Source organism: Brevinematia bacterium, from assembly GCA_039630355.1.
Taxonomy (GTDB): Bacteria; Spirochaetota; Brevinematia; order DTOW01; family DTOW01; genus SKYB106.
Window position 1 is genome coordinate 1 of sequence record JBCNVF010000122.1, and the last position, 16,803, is coordinate 16,803.

At 36.2% G+C, this 16,803-nt stretch carries 15 protein-coding genes and 1 pseudogene; 13 read left to right on the forward strand and 3 right to left on the reverse strand.

Features of this window, described 5'->3' with window-relative positions:
* Positions 1-315 (forward strand): ParB N-terminal domain-containing protein (locus tag ABDH28_07720; protein MEN2998902.1); only part of this gene is annotated, 315 nt, incomplete at its 5' end.
* A complete protein-coding gene (locus ABDH28_07725; protein ID MEN2998903.1) occupies positions 312-2,090 on the forward strand; it encodes a hypothetical protein in 1,779 nt (592 codons plus the stop codon). The genes ABDH28_07720 and ABDH28_07725, both read left to right, overlap by 4 nt.
* Before the next feature lie 64 nt (positions 2,091-2,154).
* Here ABDH28_07725 and ABDH28_07730 read toward each other — a convergent pair whose 3' ends face one another.
* A complete protein-coding gene (locus ABDH28_07730; protein MEN2998904.1) occupies positions 2,155-4,182 on the reverse strand; it encodes an adenylate/guanylate cyclase domain-containing protein in 2,028 nt (675 codons plus the stop codon).
* 678 nt (positions 4,183-4,860) lie between these two features.
* Between ABDH28_07730 and ABDH28_07735 the strand changes: the two genes are divergently transcribed.
* Complete coding sequence (locus ABDH28_07735) at positions 4,861-5,787, forward strand: aspartate carbamoyltransferase catalytic subunit (protein ID MEN2998905.1); 927 nt, start codon at positions 4,861-4,863, stop codon at positions 5,785-5,787.
* Here ABDH28_07735 and ABDH28_07740 read toward each other — a convergent pair.
* On the reverse strand, positions 5,757-6,515 hold the full coding sequence (locus tag ABDH28_07740; protein MEN2998906.1) for a hypothetical protein: 759 nt from the start codon (positions 6,513-6,515) through the stop codon (positions 5,757-5,759). The genes ABDH28_07735 and ABDH28_07740 overlap by 31 nt on opposite strands.
* Positions 6,516-6,621: 106 nt before the next feature.
* Between ABDH28_07740 and ABDH28_07745 the strand changes: the two genes are divergently transcribed.
* From ABDH28_07745 to ABDH28_07760, 4 genes are all read left to right on the forward strand, one after another.
* Positions 6,622-6,996, forward strand: coding sequence for a RidA family protein (locus ABDH28_07745; GenBank protein MEN2998907.1), 375 nt, complete (start codon positions 6,622-6,624; stop codon positions 6,994-6,996).
* A gap of 321 nt (positions 6,997-7,317) precedes the next feature.
* Entirely contained in the window at positions 7,318-9,018 is a 1,701-nt protein-coding gene (gene fliF, locus ABDH28_07750) for a flagellar basal-body MS-ring/collar protein FliF (protein ID MEN2998908.1), read from the forward strand.
* A 124-nt stretch (positions 9,019-9,142) separates the two neighbouring features.
* Positions 9,143-10,918, forward strand: a complete 1,776-nt coding sequence (locus ABDH28_07755; GenBank protein ID MEN2998909.1) for a hypothetical protein — start codon at positions 9,143-9,145, stop codon at positions 10,916-10,918.
* A complete protein-coding gene (locus ABDH28_07760; GenBank protein ID MEN2998910.1) occupies positions 10,915-11,358 on the forward strand; it encodes a Holliday junction resolvase-like protein in 444 nt (147 codons plus the stop codon). The genes ABDH28_07755 and ABDH28_07760 overlap by 4 nt, the downstream gene beginning before the upstream one ends.
* A gap of 9 nt (positions 11,359-11,367) precedes the next feature.
* On the opposite strand, the gene ABDH28_07765 is transcribed toward ABDH28_07760, so the two are convergent.
* The gene (locus tag ABDH28_07765) at positions 11,368-11,676 is read right to left on the reverse strand and encodes a YggT family protein (GenBank protein ID MEN2998911.1); all 309 of its coding nucleotides are present in this window, start codon (positions 11,674-11,676) and stop codon (positions 11,368-11,370) included.
* A 317-nt stretch (positions 11,677-11,993) separates the two neighbouring features.
* Here ABDH28_07765 and ABDH28_07770 point away from each other — a divergent pair, with 317 nt between their 5' ends.
* From ABDH28_07770 to ABDH28_07795, 6 genes and pseudogenes are all read left to right on the forward strand, one after another.
* Positions 11,994-13,148, forward strand: a complete 1,155-nt coding sequence (locus tag ABDH28_07770; GenBank protein ID MEN2998912.1) for a pyridoxal phosphate-dependent aminotransferase — start codon at positions 11,994-11,996, stop codon at positions 13,146-13,148.
* Positions 13,149-13,192: 44 nt separating this feature from the next.
* On the forward strand, positions 13,193-14,023 hold the full coding sequence (locus ABDH28_07775) for a class I SAM-dependent methyltransferase (protein ID MEN2998913.1): 831 nt from the start codon (positions 13,193-13,195) through the stop codon (positions 14,021-14,023).
* 148 nt (positions 14,024-14,171) lie between these two features.
* Positions 14,172-15,149, forward strand: a complete 978-nt coding sequence (locus tag ABDH28_07780; GenBank protein ID MEN2998914.1) for a LysM peptidoglycan-binding domain-containing protein — start codon at positions 14,172-14,174, stop codon at positions 15,147-15,149.
* Between the two features lie 153 nt (positions 15,150-15,302).
* A pseudogene (locus ABDH28_07785) lies at positions 15,303-15,878 on the forward strand (alpha-amylase family glycosyl hydrolase).
* 108 nt (positions 15,879-15,986) lie between these two features.
* On the forward strand, positions 15,987-16,340 hold the full coding sequence (locus ABDH28_07790; GenBank protein MEN2998915.1) for an alpha amylase C-terminal domain-containing protein: 354 nt from the start codon (positions 15,987-15,989) through the stop codon (positions 16,338-16,340).
* Positions 16,341-16,619: 279 nt separating this feature from the next.
* Positions 16,620-16,803: hypothetical protein (locus tag ABDH28_07795; protein MEN2998916.1), on the forward strand; the 184-nt coding region annotated here is incomplete at its 3' end.

Below are 16,803 nucleotides of genomic sequence, written 5' to 3' on the forward strand. Positions count from 1 at the left end.
GGAGATATAACACCTCTTAAAAGGAGTATGAAGGAGCTGGGGTTATTGAATCCTATTATAGTCTCTGAGGATTATGTTCTAATTGCTGGGTACAGGAGGTTGCTTTCTGCTAAGGAGCTTGGCTGGAAGAAAATAGTAGCAAGGGTTATAAGCTTGGACAAAAAACAAATGTTTGATGATATAGAATTTGACGAAAACTATGTTAGAAAAAACTTACTTCAAGAGGAAATAGAAGAGATTGTGAAGAAACAAAACCTTAGGAAGCGAGGATTTTTCAAAAGGCTTTTTAACAGTATCAAGAAGATCTTCTCATGACTGTGCTTAGATTTCTACTAGTAATAGTGGTTCTAAGTGTATTTACAGCTAATACTTCAGGCATTGAAATACTTGATGTTAAGGTTCATATCTCACTTCCTAAGAACCAAATGTTATACAGTGTTTCACTGTTGCCTAGTGAGAGATATGTTGTAGTGCTTTTTGACAGGGAGGTGAGGGAATTTAAAGTAAACGGTCTGAGGGCAAATTACAAAGTAACAACTGTTGATGAACTGCTAGCGTATAGTGTGGAACTACCTAAAGTTGATAAAATTGAACTAGAAATTGCTTGCGAGTATAACCTTGTTAAGGAATGCAAGATGAAGGGGATAGTGGTACTCTCAGAAATGATGAAGACACTGCCATACATTAGGAATGATTCCTTAGCGAGAACAAAAGAAGTAGTTACTACTACAACAGTTGAGCTATCAGCACTTGAGGAAATAGATTTAGTATTTGATGGTAAGAAGTTATCGGCTTCTAATGGCAATTTAATAACCTTTCAGAGAAGGCAGAACTTACCGTTAGTTTTAGGTTATCTAGATTTATTTAGCATGACTTTGGCTAACATGCGCGTTAGTATAGTTTTACCTAAGGGTAATGAAGGAGTATCTCTTGAAATACTTTCACTTATCAACTTATCGTTGAATGCTTTCACTTCAAAGTTTGATTTTAGATTTCCCAAAGAACTCAAGATTATATACTCTCCTAAGTCCAAGTTTTCAGAGAGAATAGGTGATACTATAGTTCTTAACGAAATAAAGCAAGTTGTTGATAATTATTTCTCAAACCTAGAGAAATTGGAAAACTTTATAGTGATTTCACACGAACTTCTTCATTCTGCTGTAAAAGGTTCTGTAGATGATAATCTAGTTGAAATATTTGAGGGGTTAGTGCAATACCTTAGCATAAAGCTACTTTCAGAAGTGTTCCTAAGTCCATCGGTTGAAGATAGAGTTTACGATAACTATCTCTCGCAAATGAGATATTACTCTTTTGCTAAGGAAGCTAAAGAGGCTTGGTTTATAGCTAGATACATAAAGTATCCTCTGGTGTTTAGGTATATCTCATCGGTTGTAGGGGAAATTTCTCTTATCTCGCTTTTTAAGTACTTATCAAGCTTAGATAGGGAGATAAGTTTGGATGTCTTTAAGGAAGCTTTCAGGAATATAACTGGTGTGAGTTTTGATGCTTTTTTGCCACTTTTTGATGGAGTTCCTACCCTCTGGAACTTGAAGATAAGTGTGTCAGGTAGGAACATAAATGTTTCTTCAACTGCTCCTACTAGAATAACCACAACCCTCAAGATAATATCTTCAGGGACTGAGACCAATATCTCCATAGATATTCCTAGAGATTCTTCTAGTACACTGGTATTTGATGGCAAGGTAGATAACGTTGTAGTCAATCCTTTGCGAGACTTCCCTGAACTATTTTACCACGATAATTACCTAACAATGACTACTACACCTGTGGTAACTGAGTTTCTGAGTGAGTTTTTGTATATTATCAACACTGGTGATTTCTCAAAGCATAGGAGCAAAAAGATAATGTTTTCCAGGCATTCGCAGGAAAAACTATCTAGGTATATTTCTCAGAAGGTTAAGGTATTTGGTTCAGATAAGCTTGAGTTATCAGTAGAGAATATGGTGAGGCATAACGGTTGGATAGTTATTGAGTTTATACTACACTCTGCTTTAACTTTCAGACAAGGGTTTGTTGTATTATCCTACGATAAGTCTTATTATGTAAGTGATCTTTCAATCTTGATGTGAAGACTATCTTCCGACTACATGCTCTTTTACTTCTGAGTGTAGCTGGAGTGTAGTTTTTGGTTTTCTAAGATAGTAGAATACTTCTGACTTTCTCATATCCTATGTAATTTATTGAAGTAACCTTGTATATCTTCAGAACTTCACTTTTGCCTTTTACCTTTATGGGTTCCTGTTCCTCAACTTCAACAAATTCTTTCACAAGTTCGTATGTAGCGTTACTTATGATACAGGTTTTTCCTGGTGCTGAACCGCAAAGTCTTGCTGCGGTGTTAACAGCATCACCTATTACTGTATAGCTAAGTCTATCTTTAGATCCCATGTTTCCAGCAACTACGTTTCCCGAATTTATTCCTATTCCTGGGGTAAGCAATGGTTTTCCTTCTTCTTGCCATTTTGTGTGAAGTTCATCAATCTTTTTTATCATCTCATAAGCTGTTGCAACGGCAAGAAGGGCGTCTTCTCTCTCTCCAAACGAGATAGGAGCACCATAGACTACCATTATCTCGTCTCCTACAAATTTATCTACAACTCCTCTATATTTCTTAACAATCTCTACCATTTCGGTCATATATTCGTTGAGTATGGAGATAAGCTCTCGTGGATCCATTTTCTCACTCATTGAGGTAAAGCCTCTTATGTCAGAGAATAACATCGTTGTGAATCTCATCTCTCCCCCAAGTTCTATCCCTTTCTTCAATAGTTCCCTTGCTATCTCTTCCGACACAACTTTATTCATTATGTCCCTCATTCTTTCTTTTTCAGCAATTTGCTCAACCATAAAGTTAAAGTTTCTAGCTATAAACCCTATCTCATCATTTGATTTAACCTCAGCTCTGACACTTAAGTCACCTTTTGACAGTTCCCCCATAGCGTTGGTAATTATCCTTGCACCTCTTGAGATCCTTCTTGATAAAAATACTACCAAAAGAATTGCTATTAAGATTGCTATTAATGCACCTATCTGGACCTGTCTTTCAACACTTGCTAATGTCTTGTCTATGCTCTCCGTTGACATACCTATATACAAGTCTGCTACGTATTTTTCAAAGTCTTCTTTTATCAACACTGGGTAAGAGAATAGTAGTTTTCTCTGTTTCTTGCCCCCTTGCTCATAATAGTAATATTGGAGAAAACCTGTTACTCCAAAACTACTCTCTAGGAATTGGTTTAAAGCTGACTTGAGAAAATTATAATCTTCTTTTGTTAGAAATTCTTTGTTATCTTTGATAAAGCTTTCAAATGAGCTAAAGTAAGGCTTTACAACCTTAGGGGTTATGTAGTTGTAGTCCAACACTTCAACAAGCTTTGCAACTTCTCTTCTAAATTTTTCTCCAAACTCACCTTGGTTATATTTCCTCTGAATGGATTTTATCTGCCAATACATTACACTGAACTTTTCGTAAGTGTTTTTCAGGTTATCTTCTAAGTTTACCTCGGAAACGGATATCAACTTGCTGGACAAATTTTTATCAATTTTCAAATCTGATGAGAATTTGTTCAAAATATTGTTTTTACTCTGCTCAAGTTCCAAATCCGATGGTATAAAGCCTCTGAACATTTTTTCAAAGAGACTTAATTTTCTTATTTTCAGATTATTTAAGAGTAAGGTATAAACCTTAAATAGTTCGTAATTTCTGAATGTCTCCTTTGGTAGTGAGAAGTCTTGCATAAACCCTATATCTGGACTTGAATGAATGAGAATTTTATTGTCTGGAGATACTACTGCTGCCCACATTATATCTTCAGTTTTGGGAATATAAGCAAATGTTTCTATGAGGTTAATATATTCTTCTTTTGTAGGTAATTCTGAGAAAATGGAGTTCATTATCTCTCTAGACTTAAAAATCTCCTTCTCCAGTTGAGGGTTTCTTGCTATTTTCTCCGCAATTATGGAAGAAAGTATTGTAGAAAGAGAAGAAGAAACATTTTTTGATATAGATCCACCTCTTACTTTCATTTCGCTTTCAAGCCCTTCAGAGATGGAGCGAGTAGTAGATGAATAGATGATACTTATCATTACCACAAGAACTGCAGAAACTGAGAGAAATATCTTTTTACCTAAACTCAACTTTATCTTCACATCACCTGTCATATTCGTAAATAATAATAAGCGTTTCTGTACTACTATTCAAGTAAATGAAGAACAACCCAATAAATAATCCCAACTTTCACTATATGAGTAGGTTTTGCTTGCTTACTTTCTTTGGTTCTAGACAGTGTTCGTCAGTTACGAAATTTCACTTCACTAAGTCTCTTAGGTACTTTAAGAAGAGTAGAAGAAAAGCCTTACCTAGTTGCAATAAATTCCAATCCATTAGGTGAGTAGATAAAGTTCAACTTTTTGTTTACTCACTCTCTCTGTTTCTAGATAGTATTCATCAATCACAAATTTCACTTCACACCAAGCCTTTTGTTTGTTAAGAGAAGTATTTACCCAGTCCCGACAGGGACTGCGATAGAGATAAAAGAAAGACTGCATCCTGATTATAAATTTTGAAGTTTATTGAGGGACAACTAATAAGGTCTAAAATTGACAATTAGGTGTATTTTCTTCTCTGTTCCTGAGGGATAGGTGAATACTCTTTTCAATAGCCACCTAAAAGGCTTTGTAAGGTGAGTTTATGACTGACAAATGGTATCCAGAAGCAAAGGAGGATAAGCAAGTAAAAGTTTAAACTTCCGCTTACTCGTTTAGTGAAAATTGGAATTTGTTGTGTATTCTTCTATCAAATTGACAAAGGTTAGGACTAACTTACAGAATCTATTTCTGATGAAGCATCTTTTGGGTATAAAGGATTTATCGGAAAAAGAAATTTTTTCAATACTTGAGCTTGGTGAGATTTATAGGGATAAGCTCATAAACAATCGTAACAGTATAAGTCAGAACTTGAGGGAGAAGGTGGTAGTCAATCTTTTCTTTGAGCCTTCAACAAGAACTAGAATGAGTTTTGAAATAGCTTCAAGTTTATTAGGTGCTAAAGTGATAAACTTTTCTGAGAATGTAAGTTCAATTCAGAAAGGTGAGAGTAGGTTAGATACCCTGAAAACCATAGAAGCTATGAGAGCGGATGCAGTAGTTATAAGATCAAGTATTCAAGGACTGCCCTATCTTTTAGCAAGAGATCTTAAGGATATCAGTATAATAAACGCTGGTGATGGTTCTCATGAACATCCGTCTCAGGCTTTGCTTGATGCCCTTACGATCAAGCTAAAGTTTGGTGATCTTAGAAAGGTTAAGTTGTCAATAGTGGGTGATATTTTGTTTAGTAGGGTTGCGAGGTCAAATATTTTACTTATGAAAAAGATAGGAAATGACAATATCATGGTGTTTGGACCAACTACTCTACTTCCCAAAGAGATTGAATTATTTGGGGTGAGAATTGCTAAAAGCTTTGAAGAGGTTTTTGAGTTTTCCGATGTGATAATGCTTTTAAGAATTCAAACAGAGAGGCAAAACTCTGCTTATGTTCCTTCTACAAGAGAATACAGGAAATTCTGGGGACTGACAGAAGAGAAACTAGAAACCTTTAGGAGGAAGGTGTTTATCATGCATCCTGGGCCTGTGAACAGAGATGTTGAAGTTTCGTCAGATATTATATACTGTGACAATTCTCTGATTCTAGATCAAGTAACAAGCGGAGTTGCAATAAGAATGAGTATCCTATCTCATATCTTAACTTCAAAGCACCAGAATTGAAATATTCCCAGATTTTCCTGAAACGATATAGCGTAACTGATTGAGAAATTGTTATGCTCAATGATCCCTTTAAAAAAGGGACATAGCCCCTTGAGTAAGCCATAATATACTCCACTACTTATGTCCATAGATAAGTTTTCATATCTGAAAATGCGAGATGAGACAAATCCAAAGAAGTCTTGAAACTGCAAGCTAATTATACATCCAGCTCCTAGTTTGAATACATCTTTGCTAAATATATCGTATATGCCAATCCCTTCAAAAACGAAGCTTTCCAAGATCTTAATAGAAGTAAGCAAGTGAAATACATCATTGCGGAATCCTATTCCCAAAGAGCCACCTAGGTAAACTTCTGAGAATAGATGGAAGTATTCATACTTACCCATCAAAGAAAGCAGATAATGGAAGTTCCCATACAATGTGTTCTCGTAGCCAACCTCTACAAAAAAATCGTAAACTACTGCATTTCCTAGAATTTGTTTTTCTAGGTTCATAATTTCAACTTCCCCAAAGTATCTACTGGTAAAATTGAGATAAAAGCCTTCATAAGAAGTGTTAATAACTACCTTTGAACTACCGAGTGGATCCAAGGAATAGGATAAGAAAAACACAGTGTTACTTTTGTAGCTTAAAGTCATGAGAGCTATCTTGTCTACATAGGAGTGCACAGTATCCTTGCAGATGGTAAGGATGATTATAGTAAAGATAGTTTTGACTACTTTCTGCATTTTGGTATTTTAAACTAGAGATTAACTCCAAAAACAAACTGAGGTTTGTGAAAAAGTCGGGGATGTATCTTTGAACGGAAGGCAGGTATTCTTTCAGAATATTTTTATGGAGTTTTTTGAAAAGGTTGGAGGTATTACTCCTGTTGGACATTATTCATTTGCAGTAAAGCTGGATAATGGTCTTCTCTATCTTTCAGGGCAGATAAGTATTGATGAAGCTGGGAATTTAGTAGGTAGCACTGTTGCGGAGCAGGCTAGGAACATTTTGAAAAATGTGGAAAAGGTTCTCCTTGAGGCGGGATATTCAACCAGAGACGTATTCAAGGTTGTTGTATATATAACGGATATGTCAAAGTTTTCCGAGTTCAATGAGGTATATAAGGAATTCTTTGGGGAACACAAGCCAGTGCGCACAACAGTAGGAGTTAGAGAGCTTCCCAGAGGAGCTCTGGTTGAGATTGAAGCTTATGCTTACAAGTGAGAAATTGAGTTTTTATGGTTCTTATCTGGATATAGTAGGTTTGGTATCTTCAGTTAGTCAAGAGAAATGAGAGTCTAACTCTTTGATTGTTTTTTAGTTTTGAGTAGTATCTCTGTGTTACTAAACATCACTTAGTATTGAGCTTGTGGCTTTTGTTGAGAGGATATCTATCCAGTCCCAGTAGGGGCTGTGGAGAGAGCTATACCAGACAAAGATACACCTAATTGCTAAATTTTGGAATTTATCGGATCTTTTTAGTTAAAATTGACAAATAAATTACGATAAAAAATAATATTACTAGAGAATGGGAGGGGAACTATAATGAAGGATATTCTTGAATTTTTTAAGAATGTTTTGAGTAAATTTAAGGAATTACCTCTGACATCCAAGGTGGTGGTAATTTCTTCTGTTGTAGCAGTTGTGGTTGCTATACTTGTAGCTATCTTGATATCAAGGCCTACGACGAAGGTTTTGCTGTATCCCAGGGCTCTTTCTCCTGAGGATTTTGCTAGAGTGACGAAGAAGCTTTCTGAGCTTAATATACCTTTTGAGACTAGAGACAATAAGTTTGTTTTGGTAGCAGATGAAAATTTGAAGCAGAAGGCGAAAATGCAACTAGCTTGGGAAGGAATAATTCCAGAAAGTGTCAAAGGTTTTGAATTGTTTGATATCCAGTCTTTCACAACTACGGACTTTGAGAGGAATGTTAACCTTCACAGGGCGATAATAGGTGAACTTGAGCGCCACCTCAAGATGATAGATGATATTGAGGATGTCAAGATAATTGTTCCGTTTCAAAGAGAGAGATTGTTTAAAGAAGAGGAGACCGAGAGAACTGCTTCTGTAGTGATAACTCCTTCTCCTTACTCGGACATAAGGGAGAATAAGAAGAAGATAAAGGCTGTAGTTGAGCTTGTTGCTAGAGGTATAGATGGGTTAAAACCTGAGAATATTGTTGTAGTTGATAATCATGGCAATGTACTGAGTGATTTACTCATTGGTGATGAGGTCTCGGATGAGATAAGAGCAGCAAGAGAGCATATAAAAGTCAAGGAGAGGATAAAAAGGGAATTGATAGAAAGAATACATAGAGAACTTTCTAAGGCTATAAGTGAAGATAGGATAATAGTTAGTGCAGAAGTTGATATGAGGTGGGATAAGAAGGAACTACAACAGGATAAGGTAATACCTACAGTAATAAGGCAAGATAATCCGCTAACTCCTTACGATGAGAGTCAGGTTGAAGTAAATGTTCCAATAAGTAAAAAAGTAACAAAGGAGGACTTCAAAGGCCCAGCATATATTCCTGAAGGACCGCCGGGTGTTGAAGCTAACATTCCGCCAGGAATAAAGGAAAAGATAGACAGATTCACTACTTACCAGAAAAATGAAGAAATTGTAAACTACGAGGTTAGCAAGGAAAAGGTGCAACAGAAAAATCAGCCTTATGAGATAAGGCGTGTGTCTGTGGCGGTTGCTGTTGATGGAATATGGGAAATAGAACTAAAGGATGGAGAACCAGTTATTGACGAACAGGGTAGAGTAAAGAGAAGATTTACTCCACCAAAAGAGGAAGAGCTTAGAAACATAGAAGAGTGGGTAAAGAGAGCAATAGGGTTTGATCAGTATAGAGGAGATAGTGTAGCAGTGACCTTTATACCCTTTGACAGAACAAAACAATTCAGGAAGGAGGATGAGGAATTATTAAGGAAGTATCAGATAAGGAGGATACTACTTGCTACAATACTTGTCCTTATAGTGCTATTCTTAATGATGTTGCTCTACCGAGCTCTAATGAAAGAGATTGCAAGAAGAAGAAGGATAAGGGAAGAAGAGCTTGCAAGACAGCAACAGCTTATGAGAGAAGCAGCGCTTAGAGCTGCAGAACAGGAAGGCGCTGTAGTTGAGCTTTCAGTTGAAGAAAAAGCTAGACTAGAGCTTCTTGAGAGTATAATAAACATAGCTAGAGAAAAACCAGATGTTGCTGCAAGAGTCATAAGAACTTGGATCTCTGAGGAATAAAATACTCTATTCCTGCATCTGAACATAAAGGCTTAGGTCCAAATTTACTAACCTGAAATAAAAGGTATATTTTGAAAGAAGATTGGACTTTCGGAAAGTTTAGGTGAACCTTGATAATATGTATATGGGAATTAGAGTAAGATCTACCATATTGCAGATTCTTACTTTTGCTTTTATTCTTTCTTCCACGGCTTTCTCTCAAAACTTCCAGAAGATTTACATTGAAGCCATGAAAGCTTACGATAGTAAAGATCCATTGAAAGCTTTACAAATCATAGACGAAGCAGTAAGAAAGTATACCACAGTTCCTACGTATTTCTACGTTAAAGCACTATTTTATCTAAAAGAGTCGTTTTATGCAAACAGTATTGGACATAAGTATATTGTAGACTTTATTTACCGCTACTATTGGACGATTACCGAGAGAGAAATAGTAGATGAGGTTGTGTGGGAAAGCATGGTTGAAGTGTCAGCTGAATTTGGACTGAGTTCGCTTGTAGAAGAGGAACTGAAAAATCTGCTCGTTATAAATCCTTCAAATGCAGTAGGGCTGTATAATTTAATGAAGTTGCTTTTCTACAATAAGAACTATGAAGCTGTTGTTAAACTTGGTAGTAGATTCTCTCTAGTTCCAGAAGATCCCAAAACTTCCGAAATACTATATTTTATGTTCTTATCCAAGCTTTACATACGGGACTACAGAAACTTTGATGAACTTCTGCAGGTAATACTTCATAACTACAGAACTGAGGAAATGTTGTATGTTGTCTCAAGCATATATTATCAGTTGATGGAATTTGATAAAGCTTGGAGTGTTATAGCTGAAAGTGGAATTGTGGATCCCTCACTTTACTTAAAACTTATGATAGTAAGAAAAAATGATAGTAAGAAGATATCAGAATTCTTGAGAAAATACCAAAACAAGCTTGATGAGGATACACGAAAGTTAGGAACACTCATTAGTTCCAAAGGTTACGATTCTGAAGAACTTAAAGATCTTCTAAAGAGAAAACTTCTCTCGGAAGACATTGAGTCTCTTGAACCCGTATTATTGAAACTAGCTCTAGATTTCCCGAGGAACTCTGAACTATATTACCTAGCTCTAGAGAAAGAAATGCTTAGCTTTTTTTCTAAAAAACTGTATACTAGAGTTGTCAATAGTGCACGAAAGTCAAAAGTTCTTTCCAAAAAGGCAACCTATATCCTTGCCTTGTCTCTTTTTGAACTTAGGGAATATAGGAAGTCTTTAGAACTACTTGAGAAAGTAAAGAATCACTTTTATGAGGCTAGCGTGAAAATCCCTCTTGTCTATATTGAGCTTGGTAACATTAAGGAGGCTAGAGATAAGGCAAAAGGAGTTTTTGCTCATACTTTATTCAAAGGTAGTGATGTAGAGAAATACATACTATCTCAAGTCTTTCTAGAACTTGGTGAGATCCAAAGCGCTGAGAGAATAATTAACTCGGTCAAGAATACAAATTCCTATTACTACAAGGTTCTATCTGCTAATATTCATTTTCTTAAGAAGAACTACTCTAGATCTGAGGAGATACTTAAAGAGTTACTAGTAGAAAGTAAATTCAATTCTGATATCATGAATTCTCTGGCGTATATCTGGGCAGAACAAGGTAAAAACCTAAAGTTGGCACTGAGTTTCTCAAAACTCTCACTGGTCTTTGAAGAAAACTACCACTATTTTGATACCCTTGCGTATGTATATTATAGGATAGGTAAGATTGAAATGGCAAAGGAGTATATTGAAAGGTCCATATATCTTATGGAGAAAGAGAACAAATCAAGCAGGAGTATATACTTGCGAGCTTACAGGATATACAGAGAGCTTGGGGATGATCGTAAAAGTAGGTTAATGTTGTCTAAAGCTAGTAAGGCAAAACTATGAACTTTGACATTCTATTAATACTGGTTCTATACGGTATAGCTATGGTTATCTTTGGTGTGGTTATAGGATACTTAATCTCAAAGTTCAAGTTTTATAGGGATATGGACAGAATAATAAAGATGGAGAGGAAGATTGCCATAAGTTCTTCAAAAGCTGTGATAAAGGGGAAAGTTTCTGAACAAATTTTTCCTCTGACTCCTTTCTTTAAATATAAACTATCAGATGCTAGGTTTTTAGGAACACCTGTTGATTATATAGTGTTTGACGGTTACAGTGAGCTAGAGGGAGATAGGGGTGTGATAAGAGAGATCGTTTTCATTGAAGTTAAAACAGGAAGATCACAACTTTCAAACACTGAACTTGCGATAAAGGATGCTATTGACAACAAAAGGGTAAAATTTGATATTGTATACTTAGATTCTGCTTCGGAGACTAAATAGCGTGGATTCCTAGACTACAGTTATAGTTTTCATGATTACCATATATAACAACTCCAATATCAAGAACAACCAAAGCACTGACAAGTCAATAAAGCCTATTCTTGAGGGAAGATGATTCCTAAGGAAGTTTAGAGGTGGTTCAGTAATAGAGTAAATTACCGAATAAAGGGTTGAGAAAACTCTTGAGTTTAAAAGCGATAAATTGAATAATATAATAAACGAAAAGATTACCCTTATAAAAAGGATGAATTGGTATACTCTTATTATGCCTGCTAATACCATCAAGCTTACCTGAATTGCTGACACTAGCTCAGACATTGCAAAATTATTATTGCTAACCGAAGTTATTTTCAATGTTTTCGCAATCTTTGCAATAGGTTCAGTTTCCGTTAGGTGGATAATCAGGATTCCAAACTTTTTGCTTGCTTACTCTCTTCGGTTCTAGACAGTGTTCGTTCAAAAACTTCACTTCGTGCTAAGTCTCTTAGATACTTGTTGAAGGAGCTATTTACCCAGTCCCGTTAGGGACTGCGAGAGAAATAAAATAAAAACTATGCCTAATTGCTAAATTTTGGAATTTGTTAGGGTTTTTGTTTCTTGATTTCGTTTTTTGCGGTTGTTCATAATAAAATCTTATGAGAACTTTGGATGATGTTTATAGCTTTGTTTCAAAGAAAAGTAAGAGTGTTGATTCATCTGGAATAAGGAAGGTTTTTGATTTAGCGCAGAAGATAGAAAATCCAATAAATTTGAGTATAGGACAACCTGATTTTGATGTTCCGGAGGAGATAAAGAGAGAAGCGATAAGAGCGATAGAAAAAGGTTTTAATAAGTATACTGTAACCCAAGGGATTGAGCCACTGAGAGAGAAGCTTTCTGACTTTATTAATGCTAAGAAGGGGACAAATTATTCAAAGGATGATGGATTTATAACTTCGGGTGTTTCTGGAGCTCTTACACTGCTGTTTATGGCTCTTTTGGATCAAGGAGATGAGGTTATAATATTTGATCCATATTTCGTTATGTATAAACACTTAGTGAATTTATTTGGTGGTAGGGCTGTAATTGTTGATACTTACCCTGACTTTAAGATAGCGAACAGAAGGAAAGAGATAGAAAACAAAATTACGGATAGAACTAAAGCGATTGTAATAAATTCTCCGTCCAATCCTACGGGTAAGGTGATGTCTAGGGATGACATATACACGGTATATGAGATTGCAAAGTCTTCTAACCTTCTTGTGGTGTCTGATGAGATATATGATGAATTTGTTTATGATGGGGAATTTTTCTCAATTGCCAGCATATACCCGGAGGGAACTGTATTGTTAGGAGGATTTTCTAAAACTTACGCTATGACAGGTTGGAGAGTAGGGTTTGCTTTTGGACCGTCACCTATAATAAGAGAGATGATAAAACTTCAGCAATATACTTTCGTTTGTGCACCTTCGTTTGCCCAATACGCCTCAATCAAGGCTCTGGACTACGATATGTCGGAGTATATCAGGAGATACAAGGTTAAGAGAGATATGGTTTACGAAGGGTTGAAAGAGAATTTTGATATAGTTAAGCCTGAAGGAGCTTTTTATGCTTTTCCTTCGCCGAAGGAGTTGACGATTTCCGTTGAGGAATTTGTTAATGAATGTATAAAGGAAGGTGTCTTGATCATTCCTGGAAATGTTTTTTCTGAGAGGAGTACTCACTTTAGACTTTCTTTTGCAGCAAGTGATGAAACTATCAGGAAAGGCATTGAAAGAATAAATGAAGTGTATAAGAAGTTTTCAAAATGAAATGTTATGTTTGTTCCTCACCAACCAAGAGAGTGAGAAATTCTTTGCATAAGTGCTTTTCCTGTGGAACTATACAGAGAGAGGACCCTATTGGGTATTATAATGTTGTGAAAACTCAATACCGTGGGGACTACTTTGGAACTAGGTATTCTAAAAGATACGGCATAAGCTTGGATGATGATTTTGAAAACCTTAAGAAGGTTTCAGAAAGGAGGATGGATACTATTGAAAATTTGTATCTAAGGTTGGGTGAGTGCAACAGATGTGTTGCCGAAGTGTGCAATGCTTGTTATGTCAGGAACTTTGTTTTCTCTCTTAGGAATAGATCACTACTTGACGTAGGATGTGGTGTTGGGGTTTTTGTTGAGACTGCTTTGAGAAGAGGTTATGACGCAAAAGGAATTGACATAAACAGGGAGATATTACACTTGGTTGGTGAATCGGTTGTGGATAGAGTCATTATTGGAGATTTTAGTGAGTTTGAAACAGACAAAAAGTTTGATGTGATAACGATGTGGTATACTCTGGAGCACCTACCTGCCCCTGAAGAAGCTATAAAGAAGGTTTGGAATATGCTAAAGTATGGTGGAGTATTTGCGATTTCTACTCCTAACTGCGACGGAGCAAGTGCTAAATTCAAGACTAGTTGGTATTATTCTATCCTTCCGGAGGATCATATCTTTGAATTTTCACCTAATTCTCTAAGGATTCTCTTGTCAAGAAATGGGTTTAGTGTAGTGAAGGTGATTAACACTGGATTTCACCCGGAGAGGGTAACGAACATTCCGGTTCTTAGAGAACTTTTTGGCATTTACCAGAAACTTTTTGACATAGGAGATACCTTTGAGATTTACTCTACTAAAAGGTTTAGGTAGCTTTTTGCGAAACTCTGGGATGGGTAAAGAGTTTAAGGTTTCTCTTCTTAGGCTCTGGGTTTTGGAAATTACCCTTAGAAGTTAACTGTTAAAAAGTAGTTTGTTAATATTGTGCAAGAATATAGGGAGTTTTTCCGAATATATAGTTGTGACTAGTTTCACTTGGTCAAAAATAACAAGAATAGTGTTTGCATTTGGCATTTCGCTTTTGATTTGTGTAATGGCAACCGGAGAGTATGTATACTATAGGGTCAAGAAAGGGGATACCTTTTTTTCTCTTTCTAGAAAGTTTAACGTTGATGTATGGGTAATTCAGAAGGAGAATTCAATTTCAACTCTTAGGGAAGGGGATACCATAAGGATACCTTTGAGGCAGTATATTACATACACAGTTAACAAAAGTGACACTCTTTTTAGTTTAGCAAAGAGATTTGGGACGTCAATTGAGGAGATTATTTCTGCAAATAGCCTTAGTAGTATAGACATAAAGGTAGGGCAAAGATTGGTCATACCATCCGGGAGAAAAGTTGTTGTGAATCACGAGCAGAACAGAAGCGTAGTAACTAGGGATGATGTGTATGTAGTGAAAAGTGGTGACACTCTGTTTTCAATTTCTCGCAAAACTGGAGTAAGTATGAAAGAACTTTTGAAACTCAACAAGCTTGGTAACGATTCGGTGATAAAGCCGGGGATGATTATAGTATTGAAAAAGGGGTATTCTCAAGATAGTGATAAAGTTGCAAGATATTCAGATGGATTTGGGAATAAGTTACTAAAGGAAGCTAATTGCATCTTTCCTGTTAACTTTGCAACTTATACCAATAATCATTCTGGCAGATTTCTGGAGTTAATTTTGAGTAAGGAAGACACTATCAAAGCGGTGATGGATGGAGAAGTAGTGTTTGTTGGTTCGTTTAGCGTATTTGGTAGAACTGTTATTGTGAAGCATTCTGAAGAGTTATATTCAATATATGGGATGGTTAGCAATGAAAGGGTAAAGGTTGGTGATAAGCTTAGAAAAGGTGATGTAATAGGTATTCCTATAAGGGATTCTAGCTCCGGAAGATATATTGCGAAGTTTTCTTTTATAATCGGAAATAGAATGATAGCACCAAGCGAGATATAGTGTTTATTGCACTATTGTTCAATATTGGATACAGATATTGGTGCAACATAGTGCAATTTTTATAACCAAACTGTAGGACTTCTTGATCCTGAGCCTAATGGAAACTGGGATAATCCTCAGACACATTGGTTTTCTGGTAAAACTCCTTGGGGACCAAAGTTTAATTTCGCAAATCCGATGGTAAGGAAGTATCTCTTTGATAGTGCCAGATACTTAGTAGAGTATTTCAGGATAGATGGATTTAGATTTAATGCAACAGCATACATAGATGGTACTTCAGATGGCTGGAGCTTTTTGCGGTATATAACTTCAAATCTTAGAAATATAGCACCAAATATACTTCTTATAGCTGAACACTTGCCGAACAATGCGTATGTTACCAGGAAAGTTTCAGCAGGTGGGGCAGGATTTGATGCTCAGTGGAATGTAGACATTTCTCATGCCTTTAAACCTCTTTTCAAGAATGGTCCTAGTCAGCTTGATGTAAATTGGATTTCAAGTCTTATATCCGCAGATACTCTCAACAATGGGTTAGATAATCAAAGTCCCTATGGCTTGTTTGCAGTGCAGTATGTTGTGTCTCACGATGAAGCGGAATCAAACAAAAACAGACCTTCCTATAACCTAAGTCTAAGAGGGTCTTGGGGTAATAGTGAGTATGATGCTCAGGCTCAAATGATAACTGCTGTTGCAACTGTTATTATGGCCAGGGGTATTCCTATGTTATTGCACGGTGAAGAGTTCCTTGAGGGATATTGGCAGGGCAATCAGCGATGGTTTAGTGATAATCAGCCTATAACCTGGGCTAACTTGACTAAGGTGAGAGCTACAAACACAATGAGAGCAATCAGGGATCTTAACTTCATAAGAAGAAACAATGCTTGCGTAAGATATGACTTAATTGGTGTGGTGCATGTAAACAACAATAATAAAGTCTTAGGCTTCAGAAGAGGAAGTGGCACTGGAAGTGGAGATATCTATGTGATAATCAATTACAACAAAGTAAGTTTCTCAAGCTACAGTATACCGTTCCCAAGTTCTGGAACATGGGATCTTATATTTGCTCACCCAAGTGGTGCATATGGAGATAGCTGGGCTGATTCTTATTTGGTAAACCCTGTGAATTATTCAGGTGGTAACGCTAATATTAAGATACCAGAATACGGTGTGCTGATCTATAAGAAACGATAACATCTAGGGGGTCGGAGATAGACCCCCTGTCTTAACTCTAAGAAAGATTTTCTTTACTTTTTCAACAATTTCAATAAAATCTCAATAATTCCAAAATTTAATACCTAGGTGTGGTTTTTTGTTTCTCTTTCAATCTCTATCGGACCTAGATAAGTACTATTCTTGATGAGTGCCTAAGAGGCTTGATGCAGAGTGAAGTTTGTGACTAACGAGAACCAAAGGGTAAGTAAGAAAAGCTTACTCACTTGCCTAATAGAAGTTGGAATTTATTGTTGTTTTTTGCTTGAAGTTGAAGGTAATTATTTATTTTCCCCACAATTAGTAGGCAGGTGTAAGTTCTTATCGTATATGAAGTATATTTTATTTTTTTTAGAATATTTGTTTTTCCTTCTTCTCAAAGTTATTGTTAGGGCTTTGGGGTTTAAAAGGAGTAAGAGCTTTGGAAAACTGTTGGGAAGGTTAG